General features: G+C 71.7%; 14 protein-coding genes and 1 pseudogene. 2 read left to right on the forward strand and 13 right to left on the reverse strand.

The annotated features are described in order from the left end of the window. The 10 genes and pseudogenes from J1M64_RS03605 to fgd form a co-directional block, all read right to left on the reverse strand. Positions 1–1,182: thrombospondin type 3 repeat-containing protein (locus J1M64_RS03605; RefSeq protein ID WP_206472833.1), on the reverse strand; the 1,182-nt coding region annotated here is incomplete at its 3' end. Between the two features lie 180 nt (positions 1,183–1,362). Beyond that, entirely contained in the window at positions 1,363–2,574 is a 1,212-nt protein-coding gene (locus tag J1M64_RS03610; protein WP_206472834.1) for an acetate/propionate family kinase, read from the reverse strand. Further along, positions 2,571–4,868: a phosphate acetyltransferase gene (gene pta / locus J1M64_RS03615; RefSeq protein WP_374220838.1), complete on the reverse strand. Its 2,298-nt coding sequence runs from the start codon at positions 4,866–4,868 to the stop codon at positions 2,571–2,573. The genes J1M64_RS03610 and pta overlap by 4 nt, the downstream gene beginning before the upstream one ends. 85 nt (positions 4,869–4,953) lie before the next feature. Further along, positions 4,954–6,243 carry an HNH endonuclease signature motif containing protein gene (locus tag J1M64_RS03620; RefSeq protein WP_206472841.1) on the reverse strand — a complete coding sequence of 430 codons (1,290 nt, stop codon included), beginning with the start codon at positions 6,241–6,243 and terminating at the stop codon, positions 4,954–4,956. Positions 6,244–6,312: 69 nt separating this feature from the next. Next, positions 6,313–6,900 carry a hypothetical protein gene (locus tag J1M64_RS03625; protein WP_206472843.1) on the reverse strand — a complete coding sequence of 196 codons (588 nt, stop codon included), beginning with the start codon at positions 6,898–6,900 and terminating at the stop codon, positions 6,313–6,315. Between the two features lie 9 nt (positions 6,901–6,909). Next, positions 6,910–7,986 carry an L-histidine N(alpha)-methyltransferase gene (gene egtD, locus J1M64_RS03630; protein WP_307872353.1) on the reverse strand — a complete coding sequence of 359 codons (1,077 nt, stop codon included), beginning with the start codon at positions 7,984–7,986 and terminating at the stop codon, positions 6,910–6,912. After that, positions 7,983–9,366: pseudogene (locus J1M64_RS03635) on the reverse strand (ergothioneine biosynthesis protein EgtB). Before J1M64_RS03635 ends, egtD begins: the two are co-directional and overlap by 4 nt. Before the next feature lie 139 nt (positions 9,367–9,505). Continuing rightward, positions 9,506–10,090 carry a methylated-DNA--[protein]-cysteine S-methyltransferase gene (locus J1M64_RS03640; RefSeq protein WP_307872354.1) on the reverse strand — a complete coding sequence of 195 codons (585 nt, stop codon included), beginning with the start codon at positions 10,088–10,090 and terminating at the stop codon, positions 9,506–9,508. 59 nt (positions 10,091–10,149) lie between these two features. Next, positions 10,150–10,788 (reverse strand): suppressor of fused domain protein, encoded by a 639-nt coding sequence (locus J1M64_RS03645; protein ID WP_206472847.1) that lies wholly within the window; start codon positions 10,786–10,788, stop codon positions 10,150–10,152. Further along, the gene (fgd, locus tag J1M64_RS03650) at positions 10,785–11,804 is read right to left on the reverse strand and encodes a glucose-6-phosphate dehydrogenase (coenzyme-F420) (protein WP_206472849.1); all 1,020 of its coding nucleotides are present in this window, start codon (positions 11,802–11,804) and stop codon (positions 10,785–10,787) included. The genes J1M64_RS03645 and fgd overlap by 4 nt, the downstream gene beginning before the upstream one ends. A gap of 548 nt (positions 11,805–12,352) precedes the next feature. Between fgd and J1M64_RS03655 the strand changes: the two genes are divergently transcribed. Continuing rightward, positions 12,353–12,982, forward strand: coding sequence for a hypothetical protein (locus J1M64_RS03655; protein WP_206472851.1), 630 nt, complete (start codon positions 12,353–12,355; stop codon positions 12,980–12,982). Between the two features lie 78 nt (positions 12,983–13,060). Here J1M64_RS03655 and J1M64_RS03660 read toward each other — a convergent pair whose 3' ends face one another. The 3 genes from J1M64_RS03660 to J1M64_RS03670 are packed head-to-tail and all read right to left on the reverse strand — an operon-like array spanning position 13,061 to position 15,940. Next, positions 13,061–14,212, reverse strand: a complete 1,152-nt coding sequence (locus J1M64_RS03660) for a hypothetical protein (protein WP_241261065.1) — start codon at positions 14,210–14,212, stop codon at positions 13,061–13,063. A gap of 17 nt (positions 14,213–14,229) precedes the next feature. After that, complete coding sequence (locus J1M64_RS03665; protein ID WP_307872373.1) at positions 14,230–15,489, reverse strand: O-succinylhomoserine sulfhydrylase; 1,260 nt, start codon at positions 15,487–15,489, stop codon at positions 14,230–14,232. A 34-nt stretch (positions 15,490–15,523) separates the two neighbouring features. After that, on the reverse strand, positions 15,524–15,940 hold the full coding sequence (locus J1M64_RS03670) for a rhodanese-like domain-containing protein (protein ID WP_206472855.1): 417 nt from the start codon (positions 15,938–15,940) through the stop codon (positions 15,524–15,526). An 80-nt stretch (positions 15,941–16,020) separates the two neighbouring features. On the opposite strand from J1M64_RS03670, the gene J1M64_RS03675 reads away from it, so the two are divergent. Next, positions 16,021–17,462, forward strand: a 1,442-nt coding sequence (locus J1M64_RS03675; RefSeq protein ID WP_206472857.1) for an FAD-dependent oxidoreductase, incomplete at its 3' end; no start/stop codon positions are given.

Raw genomic sequence — 17,462 nt, forward strand, 5'->3', positions numbered from 1 at the left:
GGTGGGGGCGGTGGTGCCCGCCAGCGAGTCCGAACCGGCGGGGCCACCGGGACCACCGGGACCACCGGGACCACCGGAACCACGCGAACCACCGGAACCGGATGAACCGGACGAGTCGGACGACCCGCCGAGCGAACCGGCGAGGGAACCCAGGGCGGGGCCGAAGACACCGATCACCACACCGATGACGCCCCCGACGATGACCGGCCAGACGACGTCCGGCAGGTCCGCCGAACCGCCGCCGGCGGCGGGGTGGACCACCACGCGCCGCACAGAGGTGTAGGTGGCCTCTCCGGGCATGGTGACCGAGAACGCGATGTCATAGGTGCCGGCGCGGGTGGGAGTACCGGTCAGGGCCCCGTCCTCGAGTCGCATGCCGGGCGGCAGCGTGTCGGTGACCACGTTGAGCACGGTGCCCTCGGGCCGGGTCGGGAGAATCGGCCGGGGCCCGTACTCGTGCCCCGCGGTCACGTCGGGCAGCCGGTTGAGCGGGTCGGACGGATCGGTGCCGATCAGGTCCTCGGTGGTGTCGGGCAGTCCGTCGCCGTCGCGGTCGAGGCCGTCGACGTCGGAGAACGACACCCACATCCTCGGACTGACACTCTGCCGCTGCGCACTGTTGGGGACGTCGAGCGGAACGGAGACCTCGTCCACCACTCGCGCCGACTCCCCCGGCCCCAGTTCGAGGGCGGCTACCGTGGCGCCGCGGGCCGGAGAGCCCCCGGCCTGCCCGGTACCCGCGCCGTACAGCATCACGGTCCCCGAGTCGGCGGCCGTCGCGCCGGTGATGCTCGACCGCACCGCGAACTCGGCGCCCTCCGACACCACGAAGTCACCGACCCCCACCGCGTACCGGCCGGTGCGGCCGGAGTCGGCCGCATTGCGGACGTGGTAGGTGCGGTCGACGGATTCGCCGGGGAGCATCGCGCACGGGTCCACTTCGGGGATGCCGCCGCTCGCCCCGGGCGGAGCGGGGACTGCGGTCGGAGCGGCGAGCGAGGGCCCACCGGCCGGGTCGCAGCCCCACGAACCGAGAGCGAGATCCGGGGCGTCCGTCCAGGTGGAACCGTCCAGGGAGAACTCCAGATCGGTGTGGGCATCGAGGGCAGGCACCGTCACCGCCTGAGCCATGGACGCCCCACCCAGGACCAGGGTGACGACCGCAGCCAGGATGAGTGGCACGATCCCACGCTTCCCGGGCGAACCCTGCGTCGGGCCGGGACGCAGCCCGTGCTCGGGCCGGGCGTCCGGGGAGGAGGGTGAGGCGTGGGGCATCGTCCGACTTCGTCCAGCCCGGACTCGGATGCCGGGGATCACCCCGCACTCTATAACTAAAGTAGTTCTTAGCAAATGTGGACGGGGTTATCCTCCCAGGCCCAGCACCTCGTCGCACGCCCTCGCGATCGCCAGTTCCTCGTCGGTGGGCACCACGAGCACCGTCACGCGACTGTCGGGGGTGGAGATGACCCGCTCGCCGGTGCCGTTCTCGTTGGCCTCGGTGTCGATCTCCACACCCCAGCCGCGCATGGTGGCCAGCGCGTCGGCCCGCAGGCGCGCGACGTTCTCCCCCACCCCTGCCGTGAACGTGATCGCGTCCACGTCGCCGAGGACCGCCCAGTAGCCGCCGATGTAGCGACGTAGGCGATGGATCACCACGTCGTAGGCCAGCATGGCGTCCTCGTCACCGTCGTCGACCCTTGTCAGGAGTTCGCGGAAGTCGCGCGCCCCCGACAACCCCTCCAGCCCCGACCGGCGGTTGAGCAGAGTGGAGACGTCCTCGGGCGACATGCCGCGGTCACGGATGAGGTGGATGATCAGGCCGGGGTCGAGGTCTCCGGGGCGTGTACCCATGACCAGTCCCTCGAGGGGCGTCAGACCCATGGACGTGTCCATGGCGCGGCCACCTTCGATCGCGGACGCCGACGCCCCGTTGCCCAGGTGCAGGACGATCTGGTTGAGCTCGCCGTAGGGGCGGCCCAGGACGTCGGCGGTGCGGCGGGAGACGAACTCGTGGCTCGTGCCGTGGAAGCCGTACCTGCGCAGGTCCCACTCGCGTGCCGTCTCGCGATCGATGGCATAGGTGTGGGCGGCGGCGGGCAGGGTGTGGAAGAACCCGGTGTCGAACACGGCCACGTGCGGCAGCCCCGGCAGCAGGTCGCGGGCCACCCGGATGCCACGCAGGTTGGCCGGGTTGTGCAGAGGGGCGAGCACCTCGAGCTTCTCGATGTCGGCCTCCACCTCCGGCGTCACCTCGACCGGCTCGTGGAAGGCCGGCCCGCCGTGGACCACACGGTGGCCGATCGCCTCGACCCCCAGGTCGGTGGGATGGACGTGCAGCTCCTTCGCCAACTCCAGTACGTGACCGAGCGCGGCGGTGTGGTCCGGGAACTCCGCCTCCGCGGTGCGTTCTTCCGCACCGGCACCGGCCAGGTCGCTGCGGCGAACGGTCAGCGTGCCCACGGGCTCACCGATCCGCTCGACCAGCGCCCAGGCCAACTCACCCTCGACGGCGGTGTCGAGGATCTGCAGCTTCAGGGAGGAGGAGCCGGAGTTGATGACGAGCACGCGGGTCATGAGTCGCTTCCCTGGAGGTCTCCGACGCCCTGCGCCTGGACTGCGGTGATGGCGACCGTGTTGACGATGTCCTCCACGAGCGCACCGCGGGACAGGTCGTTGATCGGCTTGCGCAGCCCCTGGAGGACCGGGCCGATCGCGACCGCGCCCGCGGTCCGCTGTACGGCCTTGTAGGTGTTGTTGCCCGTGTTGAGGTCGGGGAACACCAGGACGGTGGCCCGGCCGGCGACCGGGGAGTCGGGCATCTTCTTGGTCGCGACGGTGGGGTCGACGGCGGCGTCGAACTGCAGGGGCCCGTCCACGACGAGGCCGGCAGCCGGATCACCCTCGGTCGCCTCGGCGATCCGCGACCGCACGAGTGCGGTCGCCTCGCGCACCTTGTCGACGTCGGCCCCACTGCCGGAGTCCCCGGTGGAGTAGGAGAGCAGTGCCACACGCGGGTCGATCCCGAACCGCGAGGCGGTCTCGGCGGACGACACCGCGATGTCGGCGAGCTGCTGGGCGGTGGGGTCGGGCACCACCGCGCAGTCCCCGAACGCCAGTACGTGGTCGGCCAGGCACATGAGGAACACGCTCGAGACCGTCTTCACGCCGGGGCGGGTCCGGATGATCTCCAGGGCGGGGCGGATGGTGTGCGCGGTGGTGTGGGCTGCGCCGGAGACCATGCCGTCGGCGAGCCCGGTGTGCACCATCATCGTGGCGAAGTAGGAGATGTCGAGGATGCGGTCACGGGCCACGTCCGGGGTCATGCCCTTGTGCTTGCGCAGCTCGACATACTCATCGGCGAACCGATCGGCGTGCTCGCTCGTCCGCGGGTCCAGCAGTGTCGCGCCGCTCAGGTCGATGCCCAGCTCGTCGGCACGCCGACGGATCGCCTCGGGGTCACCGAGGATCGTCAGGTCGGCCACGTCGCGCCGCAGGAGTCGGCCGGCGGCGTGCAGGATGCGGTCGTCGTCGCCCTCGGGGAGCACGATGTGGCGCTTGTCGGCGCGGGCACGCTCGAGGAGCTGGTGCTCGAACATCTGCGGCGTCATCACGTCGGGCGCGTCGACCCGCAGCGGCGCGAGCAGTTCCTCGGTGTCGACGTGCTTCTCCATCAGGCTGAGCGCGGTCTCCACCTTGCGCCCCGAGCCCGAGAAGACGCGCCCGCGGGTCTCGGCGGCCAGACGGGCGGTGTCGTAGGTGCCATGACCCGTGCAGATGATGGGGAGGGTGGAGCGCATCCCGCGGACGAGCTTGTCCAACGCCGCGTTCGGCCTGACCCCACCGTTCCAGATCATCCCGGCCAGCGAGGGGAAGCCCTCGGCGGCGTGTGCGGCGAGGATCGCCAGGACCGCGTCGGTGCGGTCGGCGGGGACGATGACGACCATCCCGTCGACCAGTCGCTCCAGGATCCGGTCGCCGGTCATGCCGCCGACCATCACGGCCATCGCCTCGCGGTCGAGCAGGGCCGGGTCGCCGGAGTAGAGCTCGCCGTCGACCGCCTCCATGAGCTCGCCCATCGTGGGCGCGGTGAGCAGCGACTGGGAGGGCAGCGTCCAGGCCGGTACGTCCAGCGAACCGAGCTCGGCCCGGATCTCCTCCAGCGCGCCGGGATCGCACCGGTTCACGACGACTCCCACGGGGTGGGCGTGCTCGACACGCAGCTCCTCGAGGGTGAGCCGGGCGTTGGTGCCGATCTCGGCCGGGGTGCGGTCGGATCCGCGGAGCACCAGCAAGACGGGGGCGCCGAGGTTCACGGCGATCGTGGCGTTGAAGTCGAACTCGGTGGGGCTGGGCACCCCGGTGTAGTCGGTGCCGACGATCACCACGACATCGCACTGCCGGGCCACCGCCTCATATCGGTGCACGATCTCGCTCAGGGCGGCGTCGCGGTCGGAGTGCACGCGCATGTTGGTCACGCCGATGCAGTCCTCGTAGTCGAGGTCCACGGTGGTGTGCTGCAGCAGCATCTCCACGATGCGGTCGCGTACCGGTTCCTCGTCCTCGACGCCGGGACCGGCGGGGCGGGGCGCGACCGTGACGGGGCGGAACACCCCGACCCGCTGGACGGTCCCGGCCAGGATGCGCAGCAGTCCCAACGCGACGGTCGACTTGCCCGTGTCGCCCTCGGGGGCCACGACGTAGACCGCGGACGAGGAGAGCGGCGCACCGTCCGACTGGGACGGGATCGAGAGTGCGGCGACGTCGGAGTCGGACAACTCGGCCCCGGTGGGATCGCCTGACCCCGAGGCGCGGGGTTCGGACGCGAGGGTGTCGGACGCTACGGACTCGCAAGGAAGGGATTCGGGCACGGGGGCATTGTGACAGCGCCGGCGGCGCAGCACACCTTGTACACACCCGACGGCCCGATCCCCCACCCCGGTCCGGGGCGGGTCGTCACACATCGGTGAGCCTGTCGACGCCGGGAGGCAGCCACGTGCACAGGCCGGGCGAGGCGGGGTTCACCACGGTTGTCCACCCTCCGGGGCCGTCGCCGACGAACCCGTGGTGGACGGGACAGCCGAGTGCCCCGTTGGCGACCGTCGTCGGCCCGCCCCTGGACCATTCCCTCACGTGGTGGAACTGACTTCGCCTGGCCGGGGCGGTGCACCCGGGGAAGGTGCACCCTCCGTGGGAGGCGTAGAGGACCAACCGCTGGATCGACGACGCCAGGCGCCGATCGGGGTGGGCGTCCACGTCGATCCGGTGCAGCTCCTCCCGGCCGTCGCGCAGCAGGGAGACGAACCACGGCATCGTTCCGGCCATGGAGACCGCCTGCCGCACGCTGAGCTGGGTGCCGGCGTCGGTCTGCACGAGCGTCGTGGGGTCCTCGAGCTGCTCCGGTGTCACCCGCACGACGATGGTCGCGATGCCCTTGGGGCGGGCGGGGTCGACGGTCGAGCCGAGGGCCCACTGGTGAACCAGGGCGTCGTGGGCGCGCTGTTCGGGGGCACGCTCGTCGGACCCGGGTTCACACTCCACGGCGCCGCCGGGCCCGCCGAAGTCGCACAGTGCCCTCTCGACCAGGGCGCGGCCGCGGGGCGTCAGGGTCATCGTCAGGGTGCTGGTGCCGTCGGACCGGACCGCGCCGAGCCGCGCCGAGCGCTGACGCTCCTGGTGCTCCTCGCGGCCCCGTCCGCGGTCCGGGCACAGGGCGGCGATCCGGCGCGCGGCCTCGGCCCGCAGGTCGGCGGGCGCCGCCGTGCGGGCGAAGTCCGTGAGCTCCTCGGCGAACCCCGACTTGGCGTCGCCGCCCATCGTTCCGGGCAGACCGGAGACGGCTCGGGCGATGATCCGCTCGTGCTCGCCGGTGATCTCCCCGTTCGCGGCCGCCCGCCCGGCCGGGGTGGCCTGACGTCCTCCGGCGTCGATCCGACCGTGCACCGTGCCCTTCGCCAGTCCCAGCTTCTCGGCGAGGAGCGCGGCGACGCCACCGGCGGTGCGTCCCTTCTGACGGTGCAGCGCGGCCAACTCGGCAGTGGCACGGGAGCCACTGGCGTCCAACCGCCGGGCCACGACCTCCACGCGACCCACCGCGTGGGCGAGCGCATCCGCGTCGTGCTCGGCCCAGTCGACCGCGCACAGCGTCTCCACCGACGCTTCCAGGAACGCGAGAACGTCGGTCAGCGGGGCCGGTTCGTCCCGCTCACCGCCCCGCCCCTCCGCATCCCATACTCCCTGTTCCATACGCCGAAGCATAGAACACAGGTACGACACGAACCGGTCCGGAAGCGCGTCGTCGTAGGTCGGCCCGCGTCATCCCCGCGAAGTCATGAGGCGGAACTTGAGCTCGTCGAGCATCGCGCCGATCTCCGTGCTCACCAGCGCGCGATCCAGTGCGACGAGCCGGGGCAGGACGGCGTCGGCGGCGTCCCACCGGCGGCGGTCGAGGTGCTGCGACGCGCGCGAGTACAGCAGTTCGAACTCGGCGAAATCCCGAACGCGGTCCGTCGCCAGCTCTCCCAACCACATACCTTCGCGGCCCCGACTGTCCGCCGCCTCGATGACCCGCCGAACGGAGACGAGGGTCGCCCGCGGCCCGGCCCCGCCGTCGGCGGCGCCTCGCCCGCCGCCGCCGTCGGCCCGGTCGAGCTCGGCGGCGAGCCGATCCGCTACCCGGGCGATCACGTCCAGCTCGTCGAGCAATCCGCTCACCAGGTCCCGCTCGGCCGCGACGTGCGCCCCGCTCCGGGCGGCCTCGGCCCTGGTGCCGGCGCGCGCGACCTCCCCGCCCAGCCGGAACAGTTCAGCCGCCGCCGAGTCGACGGCGGCCCCGGCCGCGCGGGCCTCCCCGAGGAGGCCGCGGGCCCGATCGGCGAGATCCGGGGCGCCCCGCGGGGTCACGGTGTACCCCTAGTCGACGACGACGAGGACCAGCCCGAAGTCCCCGGCGTCGTCGGTCCACACGGTCGGGCCGACGAACCCGTGGCCGGCGAGGTCGTCGGCGAGTGCGTCCGGCTCGAACTTCCGAGCGATCTCGGTGCGGATGCCCTCCCCCGCGGCGAGGGTTCGCGAGCGCCCCAGCGTCGGGAAGTCGACGTGCACGTCGCGGACCGCCCGCAACCACATCTCGATCCTGCTCTCGGCGGCGTTCCACACGGCCTCGTGGCGGAAATCGCGCCTGTCCAGCCCGGTGCACTCGACGGTCCGGGCGATCACGTCGAGCATGTTGAGGTTGAATTCGGCGGTGACGCCGTCTGCGTCGTCGTAGGCCGCGACCAGCCGCTCGGGGCTCTTGACGAGGTCGAAGCCGAGCGCCAACCGGTCGCCCGGGTCCATGACGCCGCGCAGCATCGCGAGGAACTCTGCTCGCTGGGCCTCGCTGAAATTGCCGATCGTGCCGCCGAGGAAGAGCACCAACCGCCCGCCCGGCTCGCCCGGTAGGGGGCCGTCGAGGGCGGTGAGGTCACCGACGACCGGGACGACACGCAGTCCGGGGTACTCGGCCGTGAGCGCCCGGGCGGAACCGAAGAGCATCTCGGTACTGATGTCGACCGGAACGAACAGTGGTCCGGCTGGATCAGTGGCGCCGGTCGGGCGGGAGGCGAGGACGTCGAGCAGGACCCGCGTCTTCTCGCAGGTCCCGGCCCCGAGCTCGACGAGTGTGTCGGCATCGCCGACGATGTCGACGGCCCGCGACCGCAGGATTTCCGCCTCCGCGCGGGTGGGGTAGTACTCCGCGAGCCGGGTGATCCGGTCGAAGAGCAGGCTGCCCTTCTCGTCGTAGAACCAGCGGGGCGGCACGGTCGGCGGGTCGTCGAAGAACCCGGCGCGCAGATCCGATTCGAGCGCGGCGGTGTCGGGATCGGCGGTGCTCGTCGTCGTCGTTGTCGTCGTCGTTGTCGTCGTCGTTGTCGTTGCTGTTGTTGCACCGGGGTCGTCGGGTCCGGCGGCGCCGCGCTGGGCGGCCACCTCGCGCGCGCCGGTCACCGGGCGAGCCTCAGTCCGGCGGCCGCCCACCTCGACGCGGCGGGATAGAAGTTCCGGTACGTGTGCCGCGTGTGGCCGGCAGGCGTGAACGCGCTGCCACCGCGGAGGACATGCTGGTCGGACATGAACTTGCCGTTGTACTCGCCGGCCGCGCCGTCCTCGGTGACGAACCCCGGATACGGCAGGTAGGCGCTGGCGGTCCATTCCCAGACGCCGCCGATCGTCCGATCCGCGGCGGGCCGCGGGTGGCAGCGGTCGGGGTCGAGCACGTCGCGGATCTCCCAGCCGGTGGTGGCGACCTCCCACTCGAACTCGGTGGGCAGCCGCGCGCCGGCCCAGCGGGCGTAGGCGTCGGCCTCATAGAAGGACACGTGAATGACGGGCTCGGCGTCGACGACCGGCCGCCGGCCGCTCAGCGTGAAGGTGGTCCACTCACCGTCGGCGGCGGTCGCGGTGTCGGCGCCGGTCGCGGTGTCGGCGGCGCGGCCGGCCGGGCTGTCGTCCTCGCGCCGCCAGTATCCGGGCGCGTCCCAGCCCTCGGCCTGGACCGCGGCCCAGCCGTCGGACAACCACAGGTCGGGCCTCGAGTAGCCGCCGTCGGCCATGAACTGCTTCCACTCGCCGACGGTGACCTGGCGGGTGGCGACCTCGGCCCCGGGGATCCACACGCGGTGGCGGGGGCGCTCGTTGTCGTAGGAGAACGTGGTGGCGGGGCCGGTGGCGGTGGCGGGCGGTGGCGGTGGGGGTGGCGCCCGAGCCGTCCCCGACGTCGGAGTCGCCGGGAGCCGGGGCGCCGACCTGCGCGACTCCCTCGGCGACGGCGAGCCAGCCGGTCTCCCCCGGCGCCGCTCCTGCCGGGTCCGTCGACCTGTGGACGTAGACCGGGTCGGTCGGGTTGTGCGAGAAGAGGTGCTTGATGTCCATGAGCAGCAACTCCTGGTGCTGCTGCTCGTGATGGCAACCCAGCTCCAGCAGTTCGAGGCCACGCTCGTCGACCCGGCCCGCCTTGAGGGCGCCGACCACGGCCTCGTCGATGCGGGCGCGGAAGTCCCCGATCTCCGCCACCGACGGGCGGGTGATGAGCCCGCGCTGCGGCCGCGGCTGCCGTGGGCCGACCGCCTCGTAGTACGAGTTGAACAGGAAGCGGAACACCGGCTCCGGCGAGGTGTAGCCCGGCAGCCGACCCAGCACGAACTCCTCGAAGAACCACGTGGTGTGTGCCCGGTGCCACGCCGCGGGGCTGGCCGCGGTCATCGACTGGGGGATCTGGTCCTCGGGGCTGAGCCGGGACGCGAGCAGGTCGGTGAGCCCCCGGACCTGCTGGAACTTCTCGACCACGCTCTCGGCGCGGGCGGTGGTGGCGACGGTTCCGGCTGTCATGGCTTCCCCCGTGGGTTGTGGTCGACGGCAGGCGGTCCGCGTCGGCGGACCCTTCGGCCCCGACGCTGACCGCCACCCTAACCACGGTGTGGCCGCCGTCCCACCGATCCGGCAGTGTCCGGATGAACGGCGGCGATGCCTACCGGAACGGGAGCGGGCCCGGCTTCCCGGCACGCTCGGCGGCGATGTTGCGTCGCTCGTGCTCGAGCAGCCGCAGCCGGTACTCGGGGCAGTTCCCCATGCCGCCATCGGCGCGGATCACCCGGTGGACGGGGATGACGAACGGCACCGGCACCAGCGTGCACAGCCGGCCGACGCGACGGGCGTTGCGTGGCCGGCCGGCGTCGATACTGACCTGGCCGTAGCTGGAGGTCTCGCCGTAGGGGATGTGCTGGATCTCGCGGTAGACCTCACGTGAGAATTCATCGTGGACCCCGGCCGCCGCCCAGTCCAGCGGGACGTCGAACCCGCGGAGCCTCCCGGCCAGGTAGTCCTCCACCTGTTCCGCCAGGCGGGCGAGGTGCTCCGCCGCGGCGCCGGGCTCGGGATCGCGGCCCTCGTCGTCGTCGTGATGTTTCACGTTGAACCAGGTCGCGGCGGCATCCCTGTGGTCGAGCTGGTCTGCGTCGAGCTGGTCCGCGTCCACCTGGACGAGGCGCGCGATGCCGTCGGGGGTGGCCTCGACGAGCATCAGCCCGGCCGCGGTGGCGAGTACGCGCGTCACGCCGCCGGGCGTCCGGGGCGCGGGCGCGCTCACACGGGGCCCACTCACACTGGGCCCACTCACACCACGCTCGGGCGGTCCGGGTTGGTGACGTCGGCGTCGGCGGTGTCGAGCTTCTCGAACAGGGCGTCGGCGCCGTCGCGGCCGATCGCGGACATCTCCGCGGTGGTGATCGGCACGGCCTGCAGGCGCGTGAGCAGGGGGCCGGTGCCGTCGGGCCCGCCGGTCTCGTCGACCACCTGCAGGTCGGGCCACAGGAACGGCGGCGTGAGGACCAGGTGCTCGCACGTGCGGCCGGGATCGACCAGGCCCACCGCGTTGGGGATCACCGCGCCGGGCGCCACGTGGATGGAACCGGTGGCCACGGCGAGCGCGCACGCGTCCAGGACGTCGGCCATGGCGCGGTGCCCGGTGCGGCCGACGGTGACGAACTCGGAGCGGATCTGCCGCCCCTCGGGCGTGGTGACGTTGGTGGGGAGCTCGCGGGCGCCCACGGTGGCGTAGGTGGAGAAGCCGGGCGCGGGAACGTCGTCGACGACGACGATGTCGCAATGCCACTCCGTGGTCTGACCCTCCTCATCCGGCTCGGTCTCGTGCGGATAGCGCAGGACGCGGACCGATTCCTTGTGGCCGAGGATGCCCTCGAGGCCGGAGAGATCGGCCGTGTCCGGGCCGGGGAGGTTGTTCTCGTTACTCATGCAAGGGCTCGCAGTCGCGGTTCGAGGTCGGATGTGAACAGGTCGAGGAAGCGTTTCTGGTCGTGGCCGGGGGCGTGGAAGACCAGGTGGTTCAGGCCGGCATCGACGTATTTCTTGACCTGCTCGACGGCCTCGTCGGGGTCCGAGGCGACGATCCAGCGCTTGGCCACCTGCTCGATCGGCAGCTCGTCGGCCAGGCGCTCCATCTCCCGCGGCGAATCCACCGAGTGTTTCTGCTCCGGAGTCAACGACAGCGGCGCCCAGAAGCGGCAGTTCTCCAACGCCTTCTCCGGGTCGGGGTCGTAGGAGATCTTGATCTCGATCATCCGATCGATCTGCGCAGAGTCACGCTCGTTGATCCCGGCGCCCTCCTCTACCGCGGGTAGGAGCTTGTCGGTGTAGAGCTCCATGCCCTTGCCGGAGGTGCAGATGAAGCCGTCGCCCACCCGGCCCGCGTACTTGGCCACCACCGGGCCACCGGCCGCGATGTAGACCGGCACGCCACCCTCGGGCACGTCGTAGAGGAACGCATCCTTGGTCGAGTAGTAGTCGCCGGCGAAGCTCGTGGTCTCACCGGTCCACAGCTCGCGCATGAGCCGGACCGACTCGCGCAGGCGCGCGAACCGCTCCTTGAACTCCGGCCACTGGCCCTGGTGGCCGGTGGCGATCTCATTGAGCGCCTCACCCGTGCCCACACCCAGGAAGACGCGGCCCGGGTACAGGCACGCCATGGTGGCGAACGCCTGGGCGAGCACGGCCGGGTTGTAGCGAAACGTCGGCGTCAGGACCGAGGTGCCCAACTGCAGCCGCTCGGTGCGCTCCCCCACCGCCGTCATCCACGCCAACGAGAACGGCGCATGACCACCGTCGTGGCGCCAGGGCTGGAAATGATCCGACACCGTCGCCGAATCCATCCCCGCCCGCTCCGCCAACACGGCGAACTCCACCAGATCACGCGGACCGAACTGCTCGGCCGACGCCTTGTAACCGAGCTTCAGGGACGGGGTCTCGGGCATCGGCTTCTCCTGCAGGTAGGCATGTGACCAGATTCACCTCTGGCTCGCGCGGGGCACGGGGCCGAGTATGCCAACAGGGCCGGGCAGGGGTGCACGTGTTGACAAGCGCCACCCCTGCGACTCGTTGAGCTCGATAAGCAGGACGCCGCATTCCGATTCAGACTCACAGCCACGGCCAGTGTCATCCGCGTTCCCCGATAGTCAGGAACACCATCCCCACCGACGCCCAGCAGGGGCTTGCGGCGCTCGAGATCTGGCTGGGCGGCGGCGACCCCGGCGACACGTGGGCCACCTTCACCTCGGACGACCCCGACGCGGACGGCTGGCGCTGGGCAGCCATCAACCAGGAGACCGGCACCGTGGTCTACATCCGCTGACGGCCGGCCGACACGCCACAGCGAGAGTGATATCGGACACACCCAGGGGTGCTGTAACGATGCTTCGGCCGCAAACCATAAACTAGTTGAAACGGCGATCACTGCGGCCCCGCCCGCACCAGAGCCCCCTCCTCTGGACCGATCTCCACCAGACGGCCCCTCGGAGGAGTCATGCGCATCCGGCACGCGGCGACCACACTGGTCGCACTCGCTGCCGCCTCCGTCTGCGCACTCGGCGCGACGGTGATCGTCCAGGACCGCGAAGAGCAGACCCGCGAGTCCGAACTGCGCAGCTCGGCGTGGTCCGTCCAGGCGTCCACCGACTTCGGTACGACCTGGACCGCGCCCATCTCCTCCTACGGCGGCCACTTCCCCGTCCGCGTGGACACGGCCGGCCTGCGCAACCGCTCCGCCTACCAACCCCTCACACTGCGCACCACTGTCGACTCCCGGTCCGACGCCCACGTCGACATCGGCGAGGGCGCCCTCATCGAGGGCGACCCCGAGACCGCGTCCCACGTGCGGGTCCGGGCCGTCTCGGCCCGCGGCGGAGCATGCGCCGCGCCAGCGTTCGATCTCGACTCGCCCAGCATCCTCGCCGGCGACAGTGACCGCCCGGTGCCACTCGACGCGCCGACGGTCGACGAACCGCTGGTCCTGCCCGGCGCCACCCGCACCACGCCCGGATCCCCGGTCACCGTGTGTCTCGAGCTGAGCATGGACGCGGCCGCCCCGGCCACCGACTCGATGCTCACGCTGGCCTGGCCGGTCGACATCGCCCGCGGCGACGCCGACTCCTAGCCGGCCCGGCGCAGCCCCCAGCCCGGCCCGGCCGAGCGCAGCCACCACCCCACCGCGCGCCGGCCCGACCCCGGACGCTCAGCGGCGCCCGGCGGCCTCGTCGTAGATCCGCGCATAGGCCGCGATGACGCTCGTCGGATCAGCGCCCGCGACCCGCGGCGGGACGGCCCGGGGATTCTCCAACGCCGCCCGGACCGCCACCGCCACCGCGGACGGATCGCGGGGATCGTAGACCTCCCCGGAGTGATCGCCCGGATCGCAACGGTCGAACCACTGCTCCCGCAGGCACCCCACCGCCGGGAACACCGGCGACACGCCCAGGTCGCGGCACAATTCCAACCAGGTGGAATGGGTGGCGAACCGGTACGGCAACACGCACACGTCGAGCGCGGCGAACTCGGGCAGCAACGGCGCCAGGTCCAACGACTCGTACCTCACCAACCGCACCGACTCCCAGCCGCCCTCGGCCGCCAGCTCCGCCACCAGATGGTGCCCGCCGGCCTCGCGGTCCTCGCCGCACGCGTCGCGCCACGCCTGCGCCTCCACGACGATCCGCAGGTGCGCGCCCCGCCGCCCGTGGGCGACGGGCGCCAGCTGGTCCAGCAGCTCCGGGCCGTCGATGTTCTCGCCCATCCGCTCCAGCAACACCCCCACCACCACCGGATCGCCGGGACCGCGCAGGTGCTTGCCGGCGCGGATGGCGGAGGAGACCTCGTCCTCGTCCAGCAGCCGCGGGTGCGGCACGACCACCGGTTCGACGCCCCACCGCACCCACAGTTCGTGCGCCGCCACCTCGGTCAGCGTGACCACGGCAGCGGCAGCCTCGACCAGTGTGCCGGTGTGATCCCGGTGCGGGAGTTCGTCCTCGTGGGACGGGTAGACGATGTCGTGGACGGTGAGCACCATCGGCACCCCGGCCCGCGCCAGGTGCTCCACCACCCCGTCCACGCTCTCCGGCTCGAGGTAGTCGTACCCGAAGTGCACGTGCGCCAGGTCGGCAGTGCGCAGCGGGTCGCCGTCGCGATGAATCTCGCCCGACGCCACGTGGCCGGGATCGAACTCCGCGGGAGTCACCGCCTCGGGCGGGGTCTGCCCGTTCACCACCCCGGGCCGGACGGGCACCAGCTCTACGTGCTCAGCGCCATCCAGGCCGGTGATACGGCGAACCGCGGGATGGGCGGCCGGCAGCACCGCCACCCGGACCCGGGTATGTTCACCCCGATCAGACATGCGATCAATCTAGACCGTCACCCCAGACCGCGACGCAGGTCCTCTATGAGGTCGCCCGCGTGTTCCAGCCCCACGGACAGGCGGACCACGTTGTCGCCGATGCCCACCGCGGCGCGGGCCTCGGGCTCCATGGACGCATGCGTCGTCGTCGCGGGATGGGTCACCAGCGTCTTGGCGTCGCCGAGGTTGTTGGAGATGTCGATGACCTCGAGCGAGTTGAGCAGGGCGAAACACTCCTTCTTGCCGCGGCCGCCCTCGTCGTCGTCGTACTTCAACCCGAACGTCACCACCGACCCGCCGCCCGACATCTGCGCCCGCGCCAACTCGTACTGGGGGTGCGACTCGAGCATCGGGTATGTCACCCGCTCCACGGCCGGGTGCGACTCCAGGAACCGCGCCACCTCCAGCGCGTTGGCACTCATCCGCTCGACGCGCAGGCTCATGGTCTCCAGGCCCTTGAGCAGGACCCACGCGTTGAACGCGCTCATCCCGAACCCGGCGTGGCGCATGAGGTTCTGCACAGGGCCGGAGATGTACTCCTCGGTGCCCAGCACGGCGCCGCCCAGGACGCGGCCCTGGCCGTCGATGTGCTTGGTGGTGGAGTAGACGACGATGTCCGCGCCCAGCTCGAGCGGCTTCTGGTGCAGGACGGTGGCGAAGACGTTGTCCACCACGACCTGCGCGCCGGCGGCGTGCGCGAGGTCGCACACCGCGCGCACGTCGACCAGCTCCTGCATGGGGTTGGAGGGGGTTTCAAAGAAGACGGCGTCGGTCGGCTCGCTGAGCGCCTCGCGCCACTGGTCGAGGTCGGCGCCGTCGACGAACACCGTCTCCACGCCCCAGCGCGGCAGGATCTCGTTGCAGATCACGAAGCACGAGCCGAACAGCGCGCGCGAGGCCACCAGGCGCGACCCGTTCCCGCACAGCGCGGCCAGTGCCACGAATACCGCGGACATGCCGGAGCTGGTGGCGAAGCACGCCTCGGCGCCCTCGATCTGCCGCAGCCGCTCCTGGAACATCGCGACCGTCGGATTGCCGTACCGGGAGTAGACGAAGCGCTTGAGGTCGCCGTTGAACGAGGCCTCGGCCGCCTCCGCCGAGGAGTACACGTAGCCGGAGTTGAGGAACATCGGCTCGGCGGTCTCCTCGAAGCCGGTGCGCATCTGCCCGGCCCGGACCCCCAGGGTGTCGGGGTGGAGACCGTCGGGGAGCTCGTTGTTTCTCATCGCTGCTTTCTTGTGTGTGGTGCGTGGGTGATGCGGCCGGAGGCGTGGGATGTGCGGGCGTGGCGGGCCGGTCGGGGTGGCCCGGTCAGGACTGGCGCCAGGCCAGGCCCGCGACCTTCCACCCGTTGACGGTGCCGCGGTGGCCCTGGTCGTCGGGGTCGCCCTCGAAGCCCTCGGCCACGTTGTAGGCGGTGCGGTATCCGGCGGCGGTGGCCAGGCTCGCGGCGGCGGCCGACCGGCCACCGCTGCGGCACAGGAACAACACCGGCGACTCCGCGGCGACACCGGCCTCACCGAGGTGCTCGACGAACCGCTCGTTGGGCTGACCCGCCGAGGTCATCCACTCGATGCCCAGCGTGCGCTTGCCCAGCGCCGACAGATCGGCGCCGCCGACCCACTGCCACTCGGCGCTGGTGCGGACGTCCACCAGTACGGCGTCGGGATCGGAGGCGAGCAGATCCCAGGCCTGGCGGGGCGATAGGTCCCCGGCGTAGTCGCTCATGGGTGTCGATTATGCTCCCCCGACGACCGATCGGCGGGGTCGAGGTACCCCGCTCGCTTTTCTGTGCGACGATCGCGGACATGACGCCCGTCACAAAGACCCCGTTCCGTGTGGCCGTCGTGGGCTCCGGGCCGGCGGGGGTGTACGCCAGCGAAGCACTGCTGGACTGGAGTGACAATCGGGATCCCTCCGGACGCGGGATCGTGGTGGACCTCATCGACCGGCTCCCGGTCCCCTACGGTCTGCTGCGGCACGGCGTGGCCCCCGACCACCCCCGCATCAAGGGCATCGCCCGCACGCTGGAGGGGATCGCCGCCGACCCGCGCATCCGGTTCCTCGGCAACGTCGAGTTCGGCCGCGACCTCACCCTGGACGACGTGCACCGCTTCTACCACGCGGTCGTCTTCTCCACGGGGGCGCTCGCGGACCGTCGGCTCGGCATCCCGGGCGAGGACCTCGAGGGGTCGTACGGGGCCGCCGAGTTCGTGACCTGGTACGACGGCCACCCGGATGCGCACCCCGAGTGGGCGCTGACCGCCGAGCGCGCGGCCGTGGTGGGCGTCGGCAACGTCGCCCTGGACGTGGCACGCATGCTGGTGCGCAGCCCCGAGCAGTTGGAGCCCACCGACATCCCCGAGCACGTCCGCGCCGGGTTCGGCACCAACACGACCCGGGTGGTGTCGGTGATCGGCCGCCGCGGCCCCGTGCACGCCAAGTTCACGCCCCTGGAGCTGCGGGAGATGGCCAAGGTGGAGGGCGTCACGATCGTGGTGGACCCGGCCGACCTGGAGTACGACGACGACGAGGCGCGCTCCCTCCGCGACAGTGATCGCCGGGTGGGGCAGGTGTGCACGCAACTCGAGAAATGGGCCGAGGCACAGCGTGAGGCCGGGCACGGTTCGGCGGATGAGGCCGAGGCCGCCGCTCTCGCCGCCGGGGAGCGGGTGGTGCGGTTCCGCTTCAGCCGGTCCCCCGTCGAGATCCTGGGTGACGATGGCCGGGTGTCCGGTCTTCGACTGGAGGTCACCGAGCCCGTCCCCGGTCCCGAGGGCGCCGGCGGGCGGGTCCGCAGCAGCGGGCGCACAGAGGACCTGCAGGTCGAGGCGGTCTATCGCGCGGTCGGCTACCGCTCGGCCGCCCTGGAGGATGTGCCCTTCGACCACGATTCGGCGACCATCCCCAACGACTCCGGCCGGATTCTCGACTCGCCGGGCGGGGAGCACCTGCCGGGCCTGTTCACCGCGGGCTGGGTCAAGCGCGGGCCGTCCGGGGTGATCGGCACCAACCGTTCCTGCGCGGTGGAGACCGTGGGGCAGCTTGCCACCGAGCTCGAGTCCCGCACGCTGCCCGAGCCCTCCGAGCCGGACCCGCAGGCCGTGCGCGACCTGCTCACCGACCGCGGCGTGGACCTCGTCGACGGCGACGCCTGGCTCGAGATCGACGCCCACGAGCGTGGGCTCGGCGAGGCGGCGGGCCGCGAACGCACCAAGCTGCCGGGCCGCGCGGAGATGCTGGAGGTCGC

Source organism: Dietzia sp. KRD202 (genome assembly GCF_017168155.1).
Taxonomy (GTDB): domain Bacteria; phylum Actinomycetota; class Actinomycetes; order Mycobacteriales; family Mycobacteriaceae; genus Dietzia; species Dietzia kunjamensis.

Coding starts and splice junctions, on each gene's coding strand:
- fgd (WP_206472849.1), bottom strand. CDS start 11,804: ATGCCCGAGACCCCGTCCCTGAAGCTCGGTTACAAGGCGTCGGCCGAG.
- J1M64_RS03645 (WP_206472847.1), bottom strand. CDS start 10,788: ATGAGTAACGAGAACAACCTCCCCGGCCCGGACACGGCCGATCTCTCC.
- J1M64_RS03610 (WP_206472834.1), bottom strand. CDS start 2,574: ATGACCCGCGTGCTCGTCATCAACTCCGGCTCCTCCTCCCTGAAGCTG.
- J1M64_RS03660 (WP_241261065.1), bottom strand. CDS start 14,212: ATGTCTGATCGGGGTGAACATACCCGGGTCCGGGTGGCGGTGCTGCCG.
- J1M64_RS03655 (WP_206472851.1), top strand. CDS start 12,353: ATGCGCATCCGGCACGCGGCGACCACACTGGTCGCACTCGCTGCCGCC.
- J1M64_RS03670 (WP_206472855.1), bottom strand. CDS start 15,940: ATGAGCGACTACGCCGGGGACCTATCGCCCCGCCAGGCCTGGGATCTG.
- J1M64_RS03620 (WP_206472841.1), bottom strand. CDS start 6,243: ATGGAACAGGGAGTATGGGATGCGGAGGGGCGGGGCGGTGAGCGGGAC.